Here is a 20,283-nt window from a genome sequence, read left to right on the forward strand (position 1 = left end):
TACTCAGCAAAACTCCGCTGCATCCAGGGGAATCCTCTCTGTCAAACCCAATGAATCATACCGAAAACGTATCGTAAAGGGTTTTTCAGAGTTTCCTTAGCGGGTCCCGGGCGGAGCCTTGGTCTTATTTAACCTCAGTACCACTCCGAAGAACCCCTCAGTACAGAGCCGACCGCGCCCGGGGGGGCACGCGTGTGTACTGAGCCGCGAGGCGCAGGAGGCTTGGGAACGTGCCAGCGACGCCGAATAGGGCGCGTTGCGCCAGCGGCATGCGGGCGAGGCGATAGAGGGCGGCGGCGCGCCTGATCTGTCCGCTGATGTCGCGCCGCAGAGCGCGGTGATAGGCGGATGCGGTGTGTCCGGCGATGATCGCATTTGCCGCGCGGGTTGCGCTGTGCAGGGCGATGGCCATCCCATCGCCGGTGAACGAGGGGATCACCCCTGCCTGATCGCCCAGGCGGTATACGCGGTCCCGGTCGTTCGCGGCCGGCCGGTGGACGAAGCCGTAGGGCACGCGAAAAATCGTTAGCGGTTGATCGAGCAGCGGCACGGAGCCGGTCAGCCGGTCCGCCAGCAGGGTGTTGCGTTTTACTAAATCGGCCAGCAGTGCTGTCCAGGTGCCGCCGACACGTTGCAACCGCGCCCGGTCGACCAACAGCGACAGGTTGGCCATACCGTCCTCGACCATCTGCAACCCGGCGTAGCCATCGTCGAACAGGATCAGGTCGATATGACCGGCCAGCGCCTGCCGCGCCGCGGGGTTCAGCCGGAAATACATCTTGAACCCAACCAATGCTTCCGGTTCGGCCGCCTGTCGCCGCACGCCGCGCAGGTCGTGCTTGCCGGTGGCCAGCAGCAGCATATCCGGGCGGATCGGCGCCTCGCCGGCCAAATCCAGCCGTAGCCCATCGCGGCAATCCACCCCGCGGATGGCAACGCCGCGCCGCACCACCGTGCCGCATGATGCCGCGTGGTCGAGCAACGCCGCATCAAGCCGCCGCCGGGTGATTCCCAATCCCTCGAACGGCAGACCGACGCTCACCGCCGCGTCATCGCGCACCAGGCGCAGCCGTGAAATCCGGTGGCCACCCAGCGCTGTGACATCAAAACCGATCGCCGCGAGCGAAGCCTGCGCCTCGACGCTCAGAAACTCCCCACAAATCTTGTGCGCCGGCGCCGCATCACGCTCGATCACCGTAACGTCCCTGCCCGCCCGCGCCAGCGCAGCGGCGGCGGCGGCACCCGCCAGTCCGCCCCCCGCCACGACAATTGCTGTCATGACGCGCGCGACACGCCGTACCGGAACGGAAACTGCCAGCGAATATCCGCCTGCACGCCCGCCGCCGCGAGTGCTGCCTGCCAATCGCCCCGGCGAAAACCTCGCGCGATCGAAACCGTTCCGTCGGAGGCCACAATCCGGTGCCACCCCATCAGCCGCGCCAGCACCCGAAACCCGTAATACGGCACCGCATGCCGATGCAGATCCGTGATATACCACCCTCGTTCCGCCGTCCGGTCCAGCCAGCGCAAAAACTGCACCAATTGCCGGTCATCCAGATGATGCGTGAATTGCGACGTCACGATGAAATCGGGTTTCGGGTCCGGCGCCGCCTCGAATACATCGCCGGTGCGATAGACAATATCCATGCCTGCCGGCGTCGCCGCGCGCGCGGCCACGGCGCTGCGCGGATTGAGATCAATCCCGCTCAACCGCATTGCAACGCCGCGCTTGTCTGCCCAGCGTGCAATCGCCCGCAGCAAATCCCCATCGCCAAACGCGACATCAAGCACGGACACCCCACCCGCCGGCGCCACCGCGGCCAACCAGCGCAACACCGGCCGATGCGTGAACGTCACCCGGTTCACCTTCGCCAGATCGCCGATGCAGCGCGCATAAACCGCAGGATCAAGGCTAGGGTCGTCCATGACTTCGGGTTCGGTACTGCGGTAGGTCAGGGTCATGTGATATTCCGTCAGCAAGCAAAACGAAGCAAAAACCGTCTGGTCCCGCGACGAACCGTGTGGCGCACCGTCACACCACGCTGAACCGGAACGTTTCGGCCACCATGCCGGGCCCGAACGCCATCGCCATGCCGCGCGCGCCCGCGGTCGCCCGCTCCATCATCCGCTTGAGCACAAACATCACGGTCGCCGATGACATATTGCCATGCGCCGACAGCACCGCGCGTGACGGTGCCAACGCCTCCGGTGCGAGCCCAAACCCGGACTCGACCGCGTCGAGCACCGTGCGCCCGCCGCCGTGGACGGCCCATAAATCGACCGCCTGGGTCCCCTCGCCGCGCAGCAACCCGCCCGCATCCGACCGCGCCAGATCCTCGCGCAACGCCTGCGCAATCTTGCCCGGCACCCCGCCCGAAAGATGCATCAGAAACCCCTGCGCGCCGATATGCCAGGTGATCAGATCCTCCGTTTCGGGAATCGTCGCTGCCCGGAAATCCGCCATCGCAAACCCTTCGGGCTCCGCGGTCACCAGCGTCGCCGCACAGCCATCGCCGAACAGCATGAACGTCAGCGCGGTTTCGAGGTCATCGGTCTCCTGCAAATGCAGCGTGCAAAGTTCGAGGTTGACGACCAGAACCTTCGCCGCCGGATCGGCCAGCACCGCCGCCTGCGCAATCCGCAGCGCCGGCACCGCGGCCGAACACCCCATGAACCCTACCAGCGTCCGCTGCACATCCGCCCGCAGGCCCAATCGCCACGCGATATGCTGGTCCAGCCCCGGCGCCGTGAAACCCGTACATGAAGCGACGACCAGATGCGTAATCCCATCCATCGCGTCGCCCAACCCCAGCGCACCGATCGCCTGACCGGCCAGTTCCGGCGCGGTTCGCTCATATTGCGCCATCCGCTTACCGATATCGGGAAAGTCGCCACGCCGGTAGAAATCCTGCGCATCGACATCCCCGGCGACCAGATCGCCCATGGCCAGATGCGAATACCGATGCCCGATCGCGGCGCGCTCCGCCATCCGCGAAAACACCGCGGCCTTGCGAGGGTCCAGCATGGTTCGCGCGTAATCGACAAACCCTTGATGAATATCGTTTTCGGGCACCGCAGTGCCAATCCGGTTGATATAAGCCGTGGTCATTGCGCTCGCTTCCATGACATTGACGCGGCACACCGCACCGTCTTCACTAAATGAGCATCGTCAAGGCAAAGACAAGCAAGCAGGGTCAAATCGATCGATCGCACACGCCGAACCGCGCCATCTACCAGCCGTGATGGTGCCAATAGCCGCCATGATATGCCCGATATCGCCGCTCCGGCCGTGAATTATCCGGCTCGGGCCCCAGATAGCGCCGGTACGCCGCCACCCAGTCCCCCGCCATCATCGCCCGCGCCTTATCGAGCGACAGTTGATGCCGGCACACCAGCCGCACCATCCGCGCCTCCAGCCGATCCTTGGCGTATGATCCCCATTCACCCGGCCCGAAATGCGGCTCCGGCCACAGGTTGAGCGGCGAATCAGGCGATCCTCCCAGATCGAGCGGGATCAAATGATCCTCCTCGTACTTCCAGGGCCTGGTATCCGCGTAACCATAAGCCCGGATCTGCGATTTTTTCAGCCGTTCGGTATAGCGCACGCCCGGCCGCACCGATCGCGTCCATCCCCGCACACAAATCGTCTGATCGATCGTCCCCGGCGTCACAGCCGGATTGATCGCCCCGGGCGTCATCGCCCGATCCGGCAACGATGCGGTCGGCAAAATGGTGCGCGCCCAACCCATCACCGGCAGCCACAACGCAAAAATGATGAATAAAATCTTCACACGCAGTCTATAGCGCAAATTCGTTAAGATCAGGTTAGCGCCGCAAGACCCATCCGCAACCGATCCATCGCGCGCGCCAGTTTTTCCGGGCTCTGCGCAAAACACACCCGCAAATGCCCTTCCCCCGCCGCACCGAACGCCACACCGGGCGCCACAGCCACCTTGTGCTCCACCACCAGGCGCCGCGCCAACGCCAGGCTGTCATCCACACCGTCGATCCGCGCGAAGGCATAGAAACTCGCCGCCGGCGCCTGCAATTGCACCCGGTTCAACCCCGCCAGCCCCTCCAGCACGATCGCCCGCCCGCGTGCACAGAAATCGCGGAAATCCGCCACGAAATCCTCGCACCCCAGCGCCGCCAGTGCCGCCTCCTGCGAATAGGGTGCCACGGTCGAGTGCGTCGCCTCGGTCAACTCGCCGATCGCATCGCGCAGCCCCGCCGGCACCACCAGCCAGCCCACCCGAAACCCGGTCATCGCCCAGGTTTTCGATACCGAATTCGCCACCATCACCCGGTCATCCGGCAGCGCATGATCCAGCACAGAGGGTGCGGCCACCGCCCCATCGAAGGTCAGACGCGAATACACCTCATCGGAGAGCAGCCACACGCCATGCCGCCGGCATAGTGCGAGAACCCCCGCGACCTCGGCGTCGCTCGCCATCCACCCGGTCGGGTTGTTGGGCGAGTTCAAACAGAACACCCGGGCGCCGGCCAGCACCGTGTCCAGCCGCGCCAGATCAAGCCGAAACCCGCCCGCGCCATCCTCATCCAGACCAAACCGCGTCACCTCGGCCCCACGCGCCAGCGCCGCACCGGCCAAATTCGGCCACTCCGGCTCATGGATCACCACGCGATCCCCGGCCCGCACGATGGCGGCAAACGCCACCGCAATCGCCGCCATACCCGAAGCGGTCACCACGATCCGCCCCTCATCCACCGGCAATCGATGCAGCCCCGTCAAATAATCCGCCAGCGCCGCCCGCAACGCCGGCTTGCCGCGGCTATCGACATAATGCGTATCACCCGCCGCCACCGCCCGCATCAAAGCCGCTGTCGCCGCTTCCGGCGGCGCGAAATCGGACTCGCCGAACGCCAGATTGACCACCGAGCGATCACCGAACGCGATCCGCCCGATATCACCGATCTTCGAGCGCGGAATCTGCGAAATTCCCATCAAATCAATCATGCGGCTCGTCCATCCATCCTGATCACCCCAAGCTCCGTCGCCACCGCATCCAACCGCTCATCCTTCGGTCCCACCGGTACCGCCGGAACTTCCTGGCAGGCAAACGCGCAACCCAACCGAAACGCCCCCGGCAGTCCCGCCAGCGTCCGATCGTAATACCCGCCGCCATACCCCAGCCGATTGCCCGCCCGGTCGAACGCCAGCAACGGCACCAGCACGAAGTCAGGCACCACCACGTCTCCGACCGGATGCGACGTGCCGAACCGCCCCGCCACCAGCGCCTCGCCCGCCGCCCAGCGCCGGAATATCAGCGGCAGACCGCGTTTCGGCGTCTCCGGCAGGCATAATTCGTGCCCGAGCTGTGCCAGCGCCAGCATCAAAGGCCGCACATCGATCTCATCGCCGATCGGCCAGAAGCCGGATACGATTGCCCCCGTAACCGGCGGACAATGCGCCAGGACGTGTGCCGAGAAGCCCGAGGCGGCTTGAACGGCGTTACTGCCCCGCCGTCGCGCCAACGCCTCTTGCCGTGCCAATCCCTTGGCGTCAGAGCACCGATCGTCGTCCGTCTCGGTCACCGTTTCGCCGCTCGTGCCTTATCCCGTGCCTGCAACGCCGTTCGCGCCTGCTCCAGCGCCGCCACGAACGCAGGATCGAGATCGCGCTTCGGCACGATCATCGCGGAACTGCCAAGAAGAGCAATTGAAAAGAGATGCTCGGTTTCAATCACGCCGGAGACATCGGCCCATCCATAATCACCAGTTATACACGCATCCCTGACATGCAGCCCATTGGAATCCAAAGCAATCTCCGCCGTGACGGGCGCCTCGCCGCGTGCCGCCTGTACGCGCTTCAAAATGCGCCGAAGCCCCGCCCGGTAGCCGGCGTAATAGGTCAGATAGATCGCGCCGATAATGAGCAGCGTCAGAAAAACCTCATCGTTTGCCAACGCCAGATCCACCCGGCCGGCCGAACGGCGACTGATGTTCCATCCGACCAACAGCCCCTGATGAACCGCGTACTGCAGCCAGGAATAATTAATGATCGCGATAAACAGAGCCAAAATGACGACAAACAGCAGAATACTGATAAGTCTCTTGCGCGGAATATAGCCGCCGAATTCTCGGAAATCCTCCGGCTTGACTTCAATTGTCGCGCTCACGGGCCCGATGGCGGCAAACGGTCCACTGTCATGGGTCACAACGAAGCCGATTCAAAGTGCGAAGCCGCCCTGGCCGTTGACGATGTCATCCTCCCAAGGCCTGCAGAGCAGGTGGGCGCCGGAAATACCGGAACCACGGTTCCGACAGAGCCAGCTCCCTGGGAGTACTTATTGGCCCCGGGGATGAACGTGCCTGACGCACCGGGCAGCCTCGCCGACATAACTTAGGACTCCGCGAGGTCCGCTGCAATCTCTTCCGCACGCGCGGCAATGCGCCGCAGCCGCGCGTTATGCTCGGGTGAGGCCGGCTTAGCCGGTTTGCTCGCCTTCGCCATGTCCAGCGCTGCCTTGGTATCGTGCAATTCATCGGCCAGCAGCAGCGCCGCCAGCACCAGCAATCGCGATTCACCCGACTGCCCGCCGATCGCCTTGATGCTGCTGATCCGCCGATCGATCTCCGATGCCATCTCCGTCAGGCGCGGCTCCTGACCGTCCTCGCACGTCACGGCGTACGAATATCCGTTGATCCGAATGGTTACCTGCGCCATCTCACCCGTGCTCCGCTTCGCCGATCGATGCGAGCGCATCGCGCAACTGCACGATCAGCCGATCGAGGGCCGCCGCCACATCCGTGCGCGTACACGCCGCAGCCGCCGCATCGGTTCGCGCCGCCCGCGCAGCGATCTGGCCCAGAGCAGCCTCCAGGCGGTCAAGCGTGTCGATTTCAGTTTCCGGCTCAGTCATGCCATGACTATCGGAGATTTTGCGTTACATGGGAAGCCGGTAAACCTTATCAAAATAACCAACCCACCAAGGGATCAATGCTCCACTTCTTCCACCACGCGATGGAACCATGGATTGCCGCCTACGGTAGCGTCGCCGTCGCACTCCTGGTCCTGCTCGAAAGCCTCGGCCTGCCGCTCCCAGGCGAAACCGCCCTGGTCTCGGCCGCAATCTATGCCGGCACCACCCACCGGATCGATATCTTCATCCTGATCGCCAGCGCCGCGCTTGGCGCCATCATCGGCGGTGTCCTTGGTTACTGGATCGGCCGGCGCGCCGGCTACCCGACCATTCTGCGCCACGGCTCGCGCATCGGCCTCACCGAACGCCGCCTGCTCGCGGGGCGCTGGCTGTTCGCCAATCACGGCGGTAAAATCGTGGTATTCGGCCGTTTCTTCGCCGTGCTGCGCGCCCTCGCCGCCCTCATCGCCGGCGTCACCATGATGGACTGGCGGCGCTTCGTCGTGTTCCAAAGCATCGCCAGCATCCTGTGGGCCACCCTCTATGGCGGTGCCGCCTATGTTTTCGGCAAACAGATCGAACACGTCGCCGGCCCGATCGGTGTCGCGATCGCGGTTGCCATCGGCATCGCGGTCGTCGTCACCATCCTGCTGTTCCACCGCCATGGCGACAGGTTGGAACGCATCGCCGCCGCCCGTGCGCGCCGCGAGCAATCATGAACGATCATCTCGTCATCGCCGGCCTCGGCTTCTCCGGCCGCGCCATCGCCATCGAGGCACGCAACGCCGGCTTTCGCGTCACCGCCACCGCGCGCAACCCCGCCGCCAAGCACGCCCCCGCAGGCATCACACTCATCCCCTTCACCGCAGCCGGCGCTGCCATCGCCACCGCCACCCACCTCGTCGTCACCGCGGCGCCCACCGAAACCGGCGACCCGGTCCTGGCGCTGCACCAAACCAGCCTCGAAGCCGCCACCCACCTGCGTTGGATCGGCTATTGCTCGACCACCGGCATCTATGGCGATCACGGCGGCGGCACGGTCGATGAAACCACCCCGCCCGCCCCCGGCACCGACCGCACCCGCCGCCGCGTCGCCGCCGAAACCGCATGGTCCCAATGGTCGCACCGCTGCGCGATCGACATCATGCGCCTCGCCGGCATCTACGGCCCCGGACGCTCGGTGCTCGACGATCTGCGCGACGGCACCGCCCGCCGGATCGACAAACCCGACCATAAATTCAGCCGCATCCACGTGGATGACATCGCCCACGGCACACTCGCCGCCATCGCCACCGCCACAACCGGCACCCGCACCCTGAACTTCAGCGACGACGAGCCCGCCCCCAGCGCCACCGTCATCGCCTACGCCGCCGGCCTCCTCGGCATCGACCCGCCCCCCCTGATCGCGTTCGACGATGCTAAACGCAACATGTCACCCATGGCGCTCTCGTTCTGGGGCGAAAATCGCGTCGTGCTGAACCAACGCACCAAAGCCAGCCTGAACCTCGCCTGGCGATACCCGACGTATCGCGAGGGACTGGCGGGAATACTTGAGAGCGAGCGCGGGACGTCAAGTGAGTGAAGCAAGCACTGCTTTTTTGTAAAAAAGCAGCAAAAAACTTTCTTTAATTCAGGGCACGGGCGTTTCCACGGGCACAGTCCAAGACAAACAAAAGTTTTTTGCTTCTTTTTTAAAAAAAAGAAGTCCTACCCTTCCTTATCCTTATTCTCACCCTCATGAATTTCCTCAGCCACAGTCCCATGATTCAACAGCGCCACCAGCGCCACGCCACCCAAAATATTTCCAAGCAAAGTCGGCGCCAGAAAGCCTCCAAAATACTGCCCCAGCGAAGCCGTACCGGTCAGCACGGCATAGGCCGCCTCAGCCGACCCCGCGACCACGTGGGATAGCTTGGCGATCGCAACCACATAGGTGATCAGCAGCACGGTCAGCAGCCGCGCCGATCGCGCGCTCGGCAGAATCCACACCATCAGCGCGATCAACCAACCGGCAAACATCGCCTTCACGAAGGTCACACCGAACGCGGCATGCACCGCCTCACGCCCGATCACCCCGAGCGAGTCCACCACCGCATCCGAGAATACGCCATGCACCAGCAACAGCGCGGCAAACACCCAGGTTCCCACCAAATTCATCACCAGCACGATCGCCCATAACCGCCCGATCGCCACCGCCGTCGCACCATCACGCCGCGTCAACAGCGGCAGCACCGCGGTCAGCGTGCTCTCGGTGAACAATTGCTGCCGCCCCAGCACCGCGATGATAAACCCGACGCTATAGCCAAAACTCGCGATCAGATGCCGCCACGTGCTCGCCGGCAGATCCGCGCGGATCAACGCCTCGGTCAGAAACGAAAACCCCATCGACAGGCCGGCGGCAAACCCCGAAAGCGTCAGCGCGCCGTTCGATCGCTCAAGCTCGTCCTCACCCTCTTCACGGATGATTTCGTGAATCACCAGTGGCCGCAGCCCGGAATGCTGCGCGGCCTGCGACTGCTCGCCCTGATCCAGATGCGGCGAGTCCGATCCAGCAGCCTTGGAGCCCTCAGCCACAACAAACCCCAATCATCATGCGTTTCACTCCGTTGGAAGCGAAGCACATGATGATCGGTCTGGTCAGACTCAAGATCATATCGGCAACGGTTTGCTAGCGCAGTCTCCTAAGGCTAGGCCGCCAAAAGGAGCACTGCTTTTTTGTAAAAAAGCAGCAAAAAACTTTTTTAATCTGGGCCGTGGGCGGTTTCACCAGCACGACCCTACGAATAAACGTTTTTTCTTCTTTTTTGCAAAAAATCGAAGCCCTAACCTAACCCTTATACCGCGCCAAACTCCCGGCAATCGCCGCCTCGGCTGCCGCACGACCCTCCCAACCGGTCACCTTCACCCATTTCCCCTTCTCGAGGTCCTTGTAATGGGTGAAAAAATGCTCGATCGCGTCGCGCGTAATCGCCGGCAATTGTGAAACCTCGTTGATGTCGCTCCACTGCGGGTGGATCTTGTCATGCGGCACGCAGACGATCTTTTCATCCATCCCGGCCTCATCTTCCATCCGCAGCACCCCGATCGGCCGCGCCCGGATCACCGCGCCCGGCACCACGGCCGCCGGCGTCAGCACCAGCGCATCCGCCGGGTCGCCGTCATCGGCCAGCGTGCCCGGGATGAACCCGTAAGCCGCCGGGTAGGCCATCGGCGTGAACAGAAACCGATCGACCATGATCGCCCCGCTGTCCTTGTCGACCTCATATTTCACCGCTGACCCCTGCGGGATCTCGATCACTACATGAATATCCGACGGCGGTGCCTTGCCGGCCGAAAGCTTGCTCACATCCATGGAAAAACTCTCCTGCTAATCCCGCGCGCCTCATACAAGCCCAGCCCGCCATTGCCAATCGCCCCCCTTGCCCAGACCGAGCGGCTTGCTCATACAGGCCCGGTGTGCGCCGGTAGCTCAACTGGTTAGAGCGGACCGCTCATAACGGTTTGGTTGCGGGTTCAAGTCCTGCCCGGCGCACCACGCAATTAGCGCACGACCACTCTGTTTACGCCCGCTTGCCGACCGGCAGCGTTACAAGCCCGAACGGAAAGAAACGATCACAGCCTTGCAGCTTCAACGATACCGCGGCATCAATGCCCCGGGCACGGTGCGCTGCGGTCAGCGCAGCGAGCGTCGCGATCGCGGCGGTACGCTCGGCATCCTCCGCACAGACGTTGAGGAACCCGAACTCGGCCGGCTTCGCCGCATCGGCCTGCCGCCGCAGGCGCCCGGCACGCGCATCGACCTTCTGCGCATGGATACATAACTCAATCGCCCGGGAAAATGCTTGCTCGCTCATCTGGCGCAGCGTCGCCTGAAACGCCACCGCGTCCGCTGCATTGAACTCGGCAATCTGCTCCCGCGCCTCGGTCTCCGCAACATCGATCAGGTCGAACGGCAGAATATCGAGCCCGTACCGCTCCGAGAGCCGATCCGCCTGCATGATATCTGGCTCTACCTCAATCAACGCATCAAGGTCGAAGCAGCGCAACTCCCGCGGAAATCTGACGACATTGGTATCGGTATAAGTCAGCAACACGGTCGTTTCCTCGTTCGGTTTTATTGAGTTCGGCGGGACGGATGTCAAACGCGCCTGTGACGGTAACAGAGAGAGTACAGAAACACGAAATCGTGAGTCGCCCGATTTTCACAAGCCTCAAACCATCGGGCTGTCGGCGCGATCAGACCTGAGCGCCAAAAGAAATGCGGTGATAAAACGCTGGGCGGTCAAGGTACGGGCGACGATCCAGTCGAAACGACGCCGGGCGATCCGGATCATCGAAAGCCTCCTGTCTGGCTGATCATAAACACCATGCCAGTCTGACTACCCGATTACAGGCTGCCTGGATGTGATGAACATCACATTGCCATATCGCAAGGATAACCTGCCCTTGCCGCCCCGCTCGAACCGCGCGAGACATGACACTCAGGAGGCGGCATATGACGGCAACAATCCACCATCTCGCAACCAACCATACCGGTGCCGCCGCGATCGGCGCGCCCGGGCAGCCCTGGCTTGATGGCACAGACCTTGCCGCACTTGTCCGCGCAACATGCGCCAGGCTGAACTCCCACGGCACCGGCCGGGGCGACCGCGTCGCGATCGTGCTGCCCAACGGCCCGGCAGCCGCCACCGGCCGGCGCGGCATCGCCTGTCCGCACCGTCGCGTCCCGGCTCGCCATCCCGTTGATCGAACTCACCGAAACCGCCCCGGCCGGCGCCTTCACGCTCGAGTGCACAAGCCTGCCCCAAACCGCGCCATCCCGTCCCGGCCCCGCCGAACCGGACGACGAGGCCCTGGTCCTCCACACCTCCGGCACCACCGCGCGGCCGAAAATCGTGCCGCTCACCGGCCGCAACCTCTCCGCATCCGCCCATCATATCGCCACCAGCCTCGCCCTCACCGCCGACGATACCTGCCTGAACGTGATGCCGCTGTTCCACATCCACGGCCTGGTCGCCGCAACGCTCGCCTCCCTCGCCGCCGGCGCGCGCGTCTGCTGCACCCCCGGCTTCAACGCCTTCCGCTTCGCGACCTGGCTGCACGAAGTGCAACCCAGCTGGTATACCGCCGTTCCGACCATGCACCAGGCCATCCTGATGCGCGTGCACGGCGAGCCCGCCGCCATGCGCGCCGCCCGCCTGCGCTTCATCCGCTCCTCCTCCGCCTCGCTGCCGCCGCAGGTCATGACCGAACTGGAAGATGTATTCGCCGCCCCGGTGATCGAGGCCTATGGCATGACCGAGGCCGCCCACCAGATGGCCGCGAACCCGCTGCCGCCACGCCCCCGCAAGCCCGGCTCGGTCGGCCTGCCCGCCGGCCCCGAAATCGCCATCATGAACGAGGCCGGCGCTCTGCTCGACCAAGGTGCCACCGGTGAAGTCGTCATCCGTGGCCCCAACGTCACCCTGGGCTACGCCGGCAACCCCGAAGCCACCGCGCGCGCTTTCACCAACGGCTGGTTCCGCACCGGCGATGAAGGCCGCCTCGATGCCGATGGCTATCTGCACCTCACCGGCCGGCTCAAGGAAATGATCAACCGCGGCGGCGAAAAAATCAGCCCACTCGAAGTCGACGTCGCCCTCCTCGATCATCCGGGCGTCGCCGAAGCCTGCACCTTCGCCGTGCCCCACGCCAAACTCGGCGAAGAGGTCGCCGCCATCGTGGTGCCGCGCCCCGGCACCACCCTCACCGTGCAGGACGTCCGCGATTTCGCCGCCGCCCGCCTCGCACCGTTCAAAGTGCCCCGCCAGATCCTGATCATGGATGCCATCCCCAAAGGCGCCACCGGCAAGGTCCAGCGCATCGGCCTCGCCCAGCGCCTCGGGCTCGTCACCGCATGAGCCGGATCTGCGTCTTCGGCGCCGGTGCCATCGGCGGCCTGGTCGCAGCAAGGCTGCAGGCCGCCGGCACCGATGTGTCAATCGTCGCGCGCGGCCCCCATCGCGCCGCCATCGAGGCCAACGGCCTGATCCTGCTCTCCGGCGGCGAACGCATCGCGACCCGCCCCCGCGTCGCCGACGCGGCCGACCTCGGCCCGCAGGATTACGTGCTGATCACGCTGAAAGCCCAGGGCATCGAACCCGCCCTGCCGCAACTCCGCCCCCTGATCGGCCCCGCCACCACCATCATCGCCGCCATCAACGGCATACCCTGGTGGTACACCCACGGCCTGCCCGCCCCCTTCACCGATCGCCGGATCACCGCGGTCGATCCCACCGGCGCCGTCACCGAGGCGCTGCCGCCCGGCCAGACGCTCGGCTGCGTGGTCTACCCCGCCGCCGAAATCCTCGAACCCGGCGTGATCAACCACACCTACGGCGACCGCTTCGTGCTCGGCGAACCCGATGGCACGCGCACCGACCGCGCCGAAGCGATCAGCCGCGCCCTGATCGCCGCCGGGCTGAAAGCACCGCTCCGCCCGCGCATCCGCGACGATATCTGGGTCAAGCTGTGGGGCAACATGGCGTTCAACCCGATCAGCGCCCTCACCGGCGCCACGCTCGACCGCATCACCGCCGACCCCGGCACCAGCGCCGTGGCACGCGCCATGATGGCCGAAGGCCAGGCCGTCGCCGAAGCGCTCGGTGCCCGCTTCAGCATCGATCTTAACAAGCGAATCGCCGGCGCCGCCGACGTCGGCGCCCATAAAACCTCGATGCTGCAAGACCTCGAACGCGGCCGCCCGATCGAAATCGAGGCCCTGCTCGGCGCCGTCGTCGAAATCGCCGGCTGGGTCGGAATCCCGGTCCCGATCAGCACAACCATCCTCGCCCTCACCCGCCAACGCGCGCAGCGTTAGTTCGGACCTCGATCAGCCCGCGATCCCCAGTTCCGCGACCATGATATCCCGCATGATGAATTTCTGGATCTTGCCGGTCACCGTCATCGGAAACCCCTCGACGATGCGGATATGGCGCGGAATCTTGTAATGCGCGATCTGCCCCTCGCAGAACGCCACGATCTCCTCCGCCGTCACGCTCTCGCCCGCCGCCGGCTGAATCCACGCGCACGGCACCTCGCCGAACCGCGCATCCGGCACCGCGAACACCGAGGCCCCGGCCACTTTCGGATGACGGAACAAAAACTCCTCGACCTCGCGCGGATAAATATTCTCCCCACCCCGGATCACGATATCCTTGCTGCGCCCCACGATGGTGCAATACCCCTCGGCATCGATCACACCGAGATCGCCGGTATGCATCCACCCTGCCGGATCGATCACCTCGCGCGTCTTCTCCGCCTGATCCCAGTACCCGAGCATCACCGAATACCCGCGCGTGCAAATCTCGCCCCGCTCACCCACCGGCACGATCCGCCCCTCCGGATCGATAATCTTGACCTCCAGATGCGGATGAATCCGCCCCACCGTCGCCACCCGTCGCTCTGCCGTGTCATCCACCGCCGACTGAAAACTCACCGGCGATGTCTCGGTCATGCCATAGCAAATGGTAATCTCGGGCATATGCATCCGCTCCATCACCCGCCGCATCACCTCGATCGGGCAGGACGTCCCGGCCATAATGCCACCCCGCAGCGATGACAGGTCGAATTCGCCAAACGCAGGATGCTCCAACTCCGCAATGAACATGGTCGGCACGCCATACAGATGCGTGCACCGCTCATCGCTCACCGCCGCCAGCGTCGCGCGCGGATCGAACCCCTCACCGGGATAGATCATCGCCGCCCCATGCGTCACCGCCGCGAGATTACCCATCACCATGCCGAAACAATGATACAGCGGCACCGGAATACAAATCCGGTCCCCCGCCCGCAGCCCGATGCCCTCGCCCACGAAAAACCCGTTGTTCAACACATTGTTGTGCGACAACGTCGCTCCCTTCGGCGCGCCGGTCGTCCCCGAGGTGAACTGAATGTTGATCGGATCATCAAACTGCAAATCCAGGCGCAAACGGGCAAGCGTTGCCCGCGCCGCATCGGTCGCCCCGGCGGCAACATCGTCGAACCGCATCATCCCCGCCGGTGCCGGCCCATCGCCGATCACGATCCGCCAGCGCAGATGCGCAAGCCGCGCCGGCGGAATACTCTCCAGCATCGCAACGTAATCGCTGCTCTTGAACCGCCGCGCCAACACCAGCGCCTTGCACTGCACGGCATTCAAGGCGAATTCCAGCTCGGAGACCCGATACGCCGGATTGACCGTCACCAGAATCAACCCCGCCTTGGCCGAGGCAAATTGCAGCACCGCCCAGGCAACATTGTTCGGCGAAAAAATCCCGACCCGATCGCCCCGCTCAAGCCCCAATGCAATCAACCCGGCCGCGCACGCATCAACCTGCGCATCAAACGCCGCATAATCCAGCCGCACACCCTCGGCGCAAGCGATCAACGCATCCCGCGCCGGATGCGCCCGCGCCGCCGCCTCCAGCGCCGCCCCAATCGTCACGCCAAGCCGCGGCGTCGCGCTCAATCCCTGGACATAGCTTGGCGTCATGGCGTCACTCCGATTTTTATCGGAGCCTAGACCACGGATCGCGCCGTGGGAATGCCGATCGCGCAGGACGGTTTACCCCCTCCTGCGGCACTCCGCCCCTACTCGCGAACGGTCGTAGCGCCCACCCCGCACGGACCAAGCGGGCTCATCAACAGGCCACTCGATGTCGCGGGCATCGGCGTGTCGATGCCATATTCGGTCGGCCAGGTCGCCGGCAGACGCGCCAGGCGTCGTTGGGATGATGCCTGCGGTGAAAAAACCGCGTCGCGACAACAGACTCCAGACAACCCAACCGCCAGGGCACATTGGCACGCGCGAAAAAGCCCCACATCGTCCCAGGCAGGGTCACCACCGCCGGCAGCGTCGGCCGTCGCGTAAGCCCCAGCGCAAAGACCGGAATGAAGCCGCACAGCGGGGTGAACACCATATCGATCGGATGCGCCCGCGCATTGTTTAAAAAATCACGCTCCTCGGCGCTACAGTATCTATTGTTCTGAATAAGGGCCTACGGACTGAGATCGATTGTTAGACTAAAAAGTGTGAAATCTACCGTCTGATCGACTCGCTTGTTTGCCAGATCCGTCGCGACAGCGTTAAAAATCCAGCTACCGGTCGCGCGACATCTTCAGAGATAGCCCTGTTCGTCGTGCGGCGGACCATCGCTGGGCCCATAATACAGCGCCGCGCACGCATCACTGAGCACCCCCACTTTAATCTTCAGGCCATCCTTGTACGTATCCCGCATGAAATCGACCGTGTCCAAATACTGCGGCCGTTTCAGCGGCCGTTTCAAATGTGCCCACTGCCAGCCCCATCAGCAGAATCTCGGCATCAGCCATCGGGTCGCACCGCTTCTCCACCTCATTACGAGCCTGCGCGATTGGCCATCTCGATCGCCAGCCTCATGTAGTCCTCCCCCGTCATGCCCGTTCCCCCGCGTTTGCCGCCGCCCGACAAAACTTGAAACGACAGCCTCGGGAAAGACTGCACCCGCCGTCAATCCGCCCGTTTTACCTAACGTCAGCGTGAAATTCTCGTCAGAAACCAGATTACAATCTTCGCTCGACCCAGGTTCCTTGAACAACGAACCGAGGGAGTGACCATGCGCCGCATCATCGATCGTCGAGTCAAGATTACCGGGAACGATGCATCGGCAGGGGGTTGGGGTTCCGTCCGATCACTCGCCAATATCCTGGTCCGCGAAGGCAAACCCGTTACCGCCGCGCGCACCCTGATGGCCCAGAATAAGGCGAATGGATTTGCCTGCGTCAGCTGCGCCTGGCCAAAACCCGCCCAGCCACACCCCTTCGAGTACTGCGAAAACGGCGCAAAGGCGACCGCCTGGGAAACCACCAGCCGCCGCACCACGCCGGACTTCTTCGCAAAACACACCCTCGCCACGCTGCGCCAATGGCCCGATTACGATCTGGAACAACAGGGCCGCCTGACCGAACCGATGCGATGGGATTCCGCAACCGACACGTACAAGCCCGTCTCGTGGCAATCGGCATTCGACGAAATCGGGCGCGAGCTTCGCAGCATGGCGCCCAATTCCACGGTCTGGTACTCCTCCGGCCGGGCCTCGCTCGAAACGTCCTTCATGTGGGCCCTCGCCGCACGGCTCTACGGCACCAACAATCTGCCGGACAGTTCGAACATGTGCCACGAAAGCACCTCGGTCGGACTGAAGGAAAGCATCGGCGTCCCGGTCGGCACGACTGTTCTGGAAGATATGGACAAGGCTGACTGCATCCTGTTTTTCGGCCAGAATCCCGGCTCCAATTCACCGCGCGCGCTGCACCCGCTGCAAGACGCGCACAAACGCGGCGTGCCGATCATCACGTTCAACCCCATCCGCGAACCCGGACTCGAATATTTCACCAACCCGCAATCGCCGCTCGAAATGGTGGTCAAGCCGCCCACGCCCATCAGTTCACGCTACCATCAGGTCAAACTCGGCGGCGATATCGCGGCACTGCTCGGCATCATCAAGGCGCTGATCACCCTCGATGACAAAGCCCGTCACGCCGGCGAGCCGGATGTCCTCGATCACGCCTTCATCGCGCAGCATACCGATGGTTTCGAAGCCCTCGCCGACCGCGCCCGCACCGCCGCATGGCCCGATCTCGAAGCCCGGTCAGGCCTGAACCGCAGCGCCATGGAAGCGACCGCCACGATCTATGCAAAATCCCATCGCGTCATCGCCATCTACGGCATGGGAATCACGCAACATCGCGCGGGGGTCGAGGCTGTGCAGATGATCGTCAACCTCCTGCTCCTGCGCGGTAACATCGGCAAACCGGGTGCGGGCATCTGCCCGGTACGCGGCCATTCCAACGTGCAGGGCCAACGCACCGTCGGCATCAGCGAAAAACCCGCTTTGGTCCCGCTCGGCAAATTCGCGGCGCGCTATGGCTTCAACCCGCCACGCGATACCGGTCTCAACACGGTCGATGCGTGCCAGGCCATCCTGTCCGGCCGCATCAACGCCTTCCTGATGCTCGGCGGTAATTTCGTGCGTGCGGTGCCCGAACGCGAAGCGATCGAGGCAGCATGGCGCAAGATGCGCCTGACCGTGACGATCGCGACCAAACTCAATCGCAGTCATCTCGTGCATGGCGAGATCTCCTACATCCTCCCATGCCTTGGCCGGATCGAGATCGACCGCCAAGCGAGCGGCGATCAAGCCGTCTCCGTCGAAGACAGCACCGCCTGCATCCACGGCTCGCGCGGCGTCCGGCCGCCGGCCGGCCCGATGCTACTGTCCGAGCCCGCCATCGTGGCCGGCATCGCCAAAGCGACGCTCGATGCCACTCCTGCAATCGACTGGGATAGCTGGGTCGCCAACTACGCGCGGATCAGAACTGAAATCGGCGCCATCTATCCCGACTTCGAAACAATGGAAACGCGGATGTGGCAGCCAGGCGGCTTCCGGCGCAACATACCGGCCAGCCACCGCATCTGGGAAACCGAAACCGGACGTGCGACCTTCATCGACCCGAAATCGGTCGAGGAAGACGCCGACCTCCCCCCTCCTGATCATGACGTCCTGACAATGATGACGATGCGCAGTAACGATCAATTCAACACCACGATCTACGGCTACAACGATCGCTTTCGCGGCATCAAGGGAACCCGGATGGTCGTGCTGATGAACCGCGACGACATGGCCCGGCTCGACCTCACCGAAGGCGTCAGCGTTACCCTCGCCACCGCGGTCGAGGACGGCACCAGGCGGCAGATGAGCGGCTTTCGCGTCACCGGTTATGATATTCCAAGCGGCTGCGTCGGTACCTATTACCCTGAGACGAACGCGCTGATCCCGCTATGGCACCATGCGGATCGCAGCAAGGTCCCCGCGGCAAAATCGATCCCGATCCGCATCGTCCGCAGCTGACCACCGCGCCCGCAAGACGGCGACCGGATCCCGAACCGGAAACCCGATCTTCATCTACTTATATCCAACCTGCGGATGCGTCCTCTGGTGGCACGGCCTGCACATCCACCCGGAAGGACGCCGGCTCATCGCGGTTAACCTTCGGCTCGCACCTCCCGAAGCCGTGGCCAACCTCCCGGTCGAACATGTCGACGGTCTCGACACTTTCAACGACCTGCCACGCGACGCCCGCTGCATGTGAGGCGTCTGGTTTTAGATCGACACCCGCACGGCAACCGCGCAGCGCCCACCGCGAGACCATCGGGCCCCGGACGCATCCATGCCGTCACGCGCATGTGATTTTGTCTTTACAAGCGCCGCTACCGTTCATATAAATCGATTAACCCAATCGGGTTGCGCCAAGACGACGTCCAATTCAATCAATCCGACAAACAATGTCATGCGGAGGAATTAATGAGTCATCGCCACAACCGGCCGGCCCGCACCCGCGCGCTGAAATGCCTGCTCGCCGCCGCGTCGGCCAGCGCCATTGCCCTGTTCGCCGGCGCCCCGGCCCATGCCGCAACGCCAAAAACCCGCGTCGCCATCATCGTCCGTGACTTCGGCAACCCGTATTGGCGCGCGCTGCGCGACGGCGCCGTCGCCGAAGGCAAAAAACTCCATATCCCCGTCAGCGTGCAGGCCGGCGCCACTGAAACCGACTCGATCGGCGAAAACGCCAAAATCTCGACCATGGCGAACGAAAACTTCACCTGCTTCGGCGTCGTTCCGGTCAATGCTACCAACATCATCACACCGCTGATCCCGGTCTCGAACAAACACATCCCGATCATCAACCTCGACAGCGGCCTCGATCCCGCCGCCGTCAAAGCCGCCGGCCTCACCATCACCAGCTTCATCGGGTCCGACAACACCAACGCCGGCCAGATCGCCGGTGCCTACATGCTGAAAATGCTGCACGACAAAGGCAACATCGCCATCCTGCAAGGCATTCCCGGCGAAGAAAACGGCATCAACCGCGACAACGCCTTCCGCAGCACCACCGCCGGCAAACTCACCGTGGTGCAAGCCGAAGCCGCCGACTACGAACGCAGCCGCGCCCTGACCGAAGCCGAAGCCATGCTGCGCGTCCACCCCGATCTCAACGGCATCTTCGCCGCCAACGACGAAATGGGCCTCGGCGCCGCACAAGCCATCGCCAACGCCGGCAAATCCGCCACCATCAAAGTCGTCAGCATCGATGGCGTCAAAGAAGCCCTCGAATCCGTCAAATCCGGCAAACTCTCCGGCACCGTCTCGCAATACCCCTACGCCGAAGGCGAAATGGCGGTCCAGGCCTGCCACCAACTCGCCATGGGCAAATCCATCCCCGCCCACGTCACCGCACCCATCAAACTGATCACCCCCCAAAACGCCGCGAAAGCCCTGAAATCCTTTCCCCGCCCCTTCTTCACCTTCACCGACCCGTTCGGCACACCCTGAGACCGATG

At 63.8% G+C, this 20,283-nt stretch carries 21 protein-coding genes and 1 tRNA gene; 7 read left to right on the plus strand and 15 right to left on the minus strand.

Annotated features, from left to right (window positions below):
- Window positions 1-157 precede the first annotated feature (157 nt).
- The 9 genes from B7X49_RS08035 to B7X49_RS08075 all read right to left on the minus strand — a co-directional run bounded on the left by B7X49_RS08035 (window position 158) and on the right by B7X49_RS08075 (window position 6,884).
- On the minus strand, window positions 158-1,279 hold the full coding sequence (locus tag B7X49_RS08035) for an NAD(P)/FAD-dependent oxidoreductase (protein WP_286703222.1): 1,122 nt from the start codon (window positions 1,277-1,279) through the stop codon (window positions 158-160).
- Complete coding sequence (locus B7X49_RS08040; RefSeq protein ID WP_286703223.1) at window positions 1,276-1,962, minus strand: methyltransferase domain-containing protein; 687 nt, start codon at window positions 1,960-1,962, stop codon at window positions 1,276-1,278. Before B7X49_RS08040 ends, B7X49_RS08035 begins: the two co-directional genes overlap by 4 nt.
- 70 nt (window positions 1,963-2,032) lie before the next feature.
- Complete coding sequence (locus tag B7X49_RS08045; protein ID WP_029312341.1) at window positions 2,033-3,109, minus strand: type III polyketide synthase; 1,077 nt, start codon at window positions 3,107-3,109, stop codon at window positions 2,033-2,035.
- A 121-nt stretch (window positions 3,110-3,230) separates the two neighbouring features.
- Window positions 3,231-3,791, minus strand: coding sequence for a hypothetical protein (locus B7X49_RS08050; protein ID WP_286703224.1), 561 nt, complete (start codon window positions 3,789-3,791; stop codon window positions 3,231-3,233).
- Between the two features lie 29 nt (window positions 3,792-3,820).
- Window positions 3,821-4,978 (minus strand): aminotransferase class I/II-fold pyridoxal phosphate-dependent enzyme, encoded by a 1,158-nt coding sequence (locus B7X49_RS08055; RefSeq protein ID WP_245594145.1) that lies wholly within the window; start codon window positions 4,976-4,978, stop codon window positions 3,821-3,823.
- Window positions 4,975-5,556, minus strand: coding sequence for a 5-formyltetrahydrofolate cyclo-ligase (locus B7X49_RS08060; protein WP_286703225.1), 582 nt, complete (start codon window positions 5,554-5,556; stop codon window positions 4,975-4,977). Before B7X49_RS08060 ends, B7X49_RS08055 begins: the two co-directional genes overlap by 4 nt.
- Window positions 5,553-6,140: a YcxB family protein gene (locus B7X49_RS08065; protein WP_286703226.1), complete on the minus strand. Its 588-nt coding sequence runs from the start codon at window positions 6,138-6,140 to the stop codon at window positions 5,553-5,555. Before B7X49_RS08065 ends, B7X49_RS08060 begins: the two co-directional genes overlap by 4 nt.
- A gap of 224 nt (window positions 6,141-6,364) precedes the next feature.
- A complete protein-coding gene (locus tag B7X49_RS08070; RefSeq protein WP_286703227.1) occupies window positions 6,365-6,688 on the minus strand; it encodes a cell division protein ZapA in 324 nt (107 codons plus the stop codon).
- Window position 6,689: 1 nt separating this feature from the next.
- Entirely contained in the window at window positions 6,690-6,884 is a 195-nt protein-coding gene (locus tag B7X49_RS08075) for a hypothetical protein (RefSeq protein ID WP_286703228.1), read from the minus strand.
- Between the two features lie 77 nt (window positions 6,885-6,961).
- Here B7X49_RS08075 and B7X49_RS08080 point away from each other — a divergent pair, with 77 nt between their 5' ends.
- Window positions 6,962-7,603, plus strand: coding sequence for a DedA family protein (locus B7X49_RS08080; RefSeq protein WP_286703229.1), 642 nt, complete (start codon window positions 6,962-6,964; stop codon window positions 7,601-7,603).
- Window positions 7,600-8,466, plus strand: coding sequence for an SDR family NAD(P)-dependent oxidoreductase (locus B7X49_RS08085; RefSeq protein ID WP_286703230.1), 867 nt, complete (start codon window positions 7,600-7,602; stop codon window positions 8,464-8,466). Before B7X49_RS08080 ends, B7X49_RS08085 begins: the two co-directional genes overlap by 4 nt.
- A gap of 125 nt (window positions 8,467-8,591) precedes the next feature.
- Here B7X49_RS08085 and B7X49_RS08090 read toward each other — a convergent pair whose 3' ends face one another.
- Both B7X49_RS08090 and ppa read right to left on the minus strand, forming a co-directional pair.
- Window positions 8,592-9,458, minus strand: coding sequence for a formate/nitrite transporter family protein (locus B7X49_RS08090; protein ID WP_286703231.1), 867 nt, complete (start codon window positions 9,456-9,458; stop codon window positions 8,592-8,594).
- A gap of 253 nt (window positions 9,459-9,711) precedes the next feature.
- Complete coding sequence (gene ppa / locus B7X49_RS08095) at window positions 9,712-10,236, minus strand: inorganic diphosphatase (protein WP_029312351.1); 525 nt, start codon at window positions 10,234-10,236, stop codon at window positions 9,712-9,714.
- A 106-nt stretch (window positions 10,237-10,342) separates the two neighbouring features.
- Here ppa and B7X49_RS08100 point away from each other — a divergent pair.
- A tRNA-Ile gene (locus tag B7X49_RS08100) sits at window positions 10,343-10,419 on the plus strand.
- Window positions 10,420-10,444: 25 nt separating this feature from the next.
- Here B7X49_RS08100 and B7X49_RS08105 read toward each other — a convergent pair.
- Window positions 10,445-10,978 (minus strand): hypothetical protein, encoded by a 534-nt coding sequence (locus B7X49_RS08105; RefSeq protein WP_286703232.1) that lies wholly within the window; start codon window positions 10,976-10,978, stop codon window positions 10,445-10,447.
- 117 nt (window positions 10,979-11,095) lie between these two features.
- Window positions 11,096-11,218 carry a hypothetical protein gene (locus tag B7X49_RS08110; protein ID WP_286703233.1) on the minus strand — a complete coding sequence of 41 codons (123 nt, stop codon included), beginning with the start codon at window positions 11,216-11,218 and terminating at the stop codon, window positions 11,096-11,098.
- Window positions 11,219-11,626: 408 nt separating this feature from the next.
- Here B7X49_RS08110 and B7X49_RS08115 point away from each other — a divergent pair, with 408 nt between their 5' ends.
- Window positions 11,627-12,784: an AMP-binding protein gene (locus B7X49_RS08115; RefSeq protein ID WP_286838949.1), complete on the plus strand. Its 1,158-nt coding sequence runs from the start codon at window positions 11,627-11,629 to the stop codon at window positions 12,782-12,784.
- Entirely contained in the window at window positions 12,781-13,743 is a 963-nt protein-coding gene (locus tag B7X49_RS08120; protein WP_286703235.1) for a 2-dehydropantoate 2-reductase, read from the plus strand. Before B7X49_RS08115 ends, B7X49_RS08120 begins: the two co-directional genes overlap by 4 nt.
- 12 nt (window positions 13,744-13,755) lie before the next feature.
- Here the strand turns inward: B7X49_RS08120 and B7X49_RS08125 are convergent, their stop codons facing one another.
- Together B7X49_RS08125 and B7X49_RS08130 are read right to left on the minus strand one after the other, a co-directional pair.
- Window positions 13,756-15,396: an AMP-binding protein gene (locus tag B7X49_RS08125; protein WP_286703236.1), complete on the minus strand. Its 1,641-nt coding sequence runs from the start codon at window positions 15,394-15,396 to the stop codon at window positions 13,756-13,758.
- A gap of 625 nt (window positions 15,397-16,021) precedes the next feature.
- Window positions 16,022-16,159: a hypothetical protein gene (locus B7X49_RS08130; RefSeq protein WP_286703237.1), complete on the minus strand. Its 138-nt coding sequence runs from the start codon at window positions 16,157-16,159 to the stop codon at window positions 16,022-16,024.
- Between the two features lie 339 nt (window positions 16,160-16,498).
- Here B7X49_RS08130 and B7X49_RS08135 point away from each other — a divergent pair, with 339 nt between their 5' ends.
- Window positions 16,499-18,793 (plus strand): FdhF/YdeP family oxidoreductase, encoded by a 2,295-nt coding sequence (locus tag B7X49_RS08135; protein WP_286703238.1) that lies wholly within the window; start codon window positions 16,499-16,501, stop codon window positions 18,791-18,793.
- Between the two features lie 453 nt (window positions 18,794-19,246).
- A complete protein-coding gene (locus B7X49_RS08140; protein WP_286703239.1) occupies window positions 19,247-20,275 on the plus strand; it encodes a substrate-binding domain-containing protein in 1,029 nt (342 codons plus the stop codon).
- Window positions 20,276-20,283 lie beyond the last annotated feature (8 nt).

Source organism: Acidiphilium sp. 34-64-41 (genome assembly GCF_002282635.1).
Lineage (GTDB): Bacteria > Pseudomonadota > Alphaproteobacteria > Acetobacterales > Acetobacteraceae > Acidiphilium > Acidiphilium rubrum.

Excerpts from the sequence above, each read along its gene's own strand:
- B7X49_RS08055 (WP_245594145.1), bottom strand. The coding sequence starts at position 4,978 with ATGATTGATTTGATGGGAATTTCGCAGATTCCGCGCTCGAAGATCGGT.
- B7X49_RS08140 (WP_286703239.1), top strand. The coding sequence starts at position 19,247 with ATGAGTCATCGCCACAACCGGCCGGCCCGCACCCGCGCGCTGAAATGC.
- B7X49_RS08085 (WP_286703230.1), top strand. The coding sequence starts at position 7,600 with ATGAACGATCATCTCGTCATCGCCGGCCTCGGCTTCTCCGGCCGCGCC.
- B7X49_RS08045 (WP_029312341.1), bottom strand. The coding sequence starts at position 3,109 with ATGACCACGGCTTATATCAACCGGATTGGCACTGCGGTGCCCGAAAAC.
- B7X49_RS08080 (WP_286703229.1), top strand. The coding sequence starts at position 6,962 with ATGCTCCACTTCTTCCACCACGCGATGGAACCATGGATTGCCGCCTAC.
- B7X49_RS08075 (WP_286703228.1), bottom strand. The coding sequence starts at position 6,884 with ATGACTGAGCCGGAAACTGAAATCGACACGCTTGACCGCCTGGAGGCT.
- B7X49_RS08035 (WP_286703222.1), bottom strand. The coding sequence starts at position 1,279 with ATGACAGCAATTGTCGTGGCGGGGGGCGGACTGGCGGGTGCCGCCGCC.
- B7X49_RS08120 (WP_286703235.1), top strand. The coding sequence starts at position 12,781 with ATGAGCCGGATCTGCGTCTTCGGCGCCGGTGCCATCGGCGGCCTGGTC.
- B7X49_RS08110 (WP_286703233.1), bottom strand. The coding sequence starts at position 11,218 with ATGATCCGGATCGCCCGGCGTCGTTTCGACTGGATCGTCGCCCGTACC.
- B7X49_RS08040 (WP_286703223.1), bottom strand. The coding sequence starts at position 1,962 with ATGACCCTGACCTACCGCAGTACCGAACCCGAAGTCATGGACGACCCT.
- B7X49_RS08135 (WP_286703238.1), top strand. The coding sequence starts at position 16,499 with ATGCGCCGCATCATCGATCGTCGAGTCAAGATTACCGGGAACGATGCA.
- B7X49_RS08125 (WP_286703236.1), bottom strand. The coding sequence starts at position 15,396 with ATGACGCCAAGCTATGTCCAGGGATTGAGCGCGACGCCGCGGCTTGGC.
- B7X49_RS08070 (WP_286703227.1), bottom strand. The coding sequence starts at position 6,688 with ATGGCGCAGGTAACCATTCGGATCAACGGATATTCGTACGCCGTGACG.
- ppa (WP_029312351.1), bottom strand. The coding sequence starts at position 10,236 with ATGGATGTGAGCAAGCTTTCGGCCGGCAAGGCACCGCCGTCGGATATT.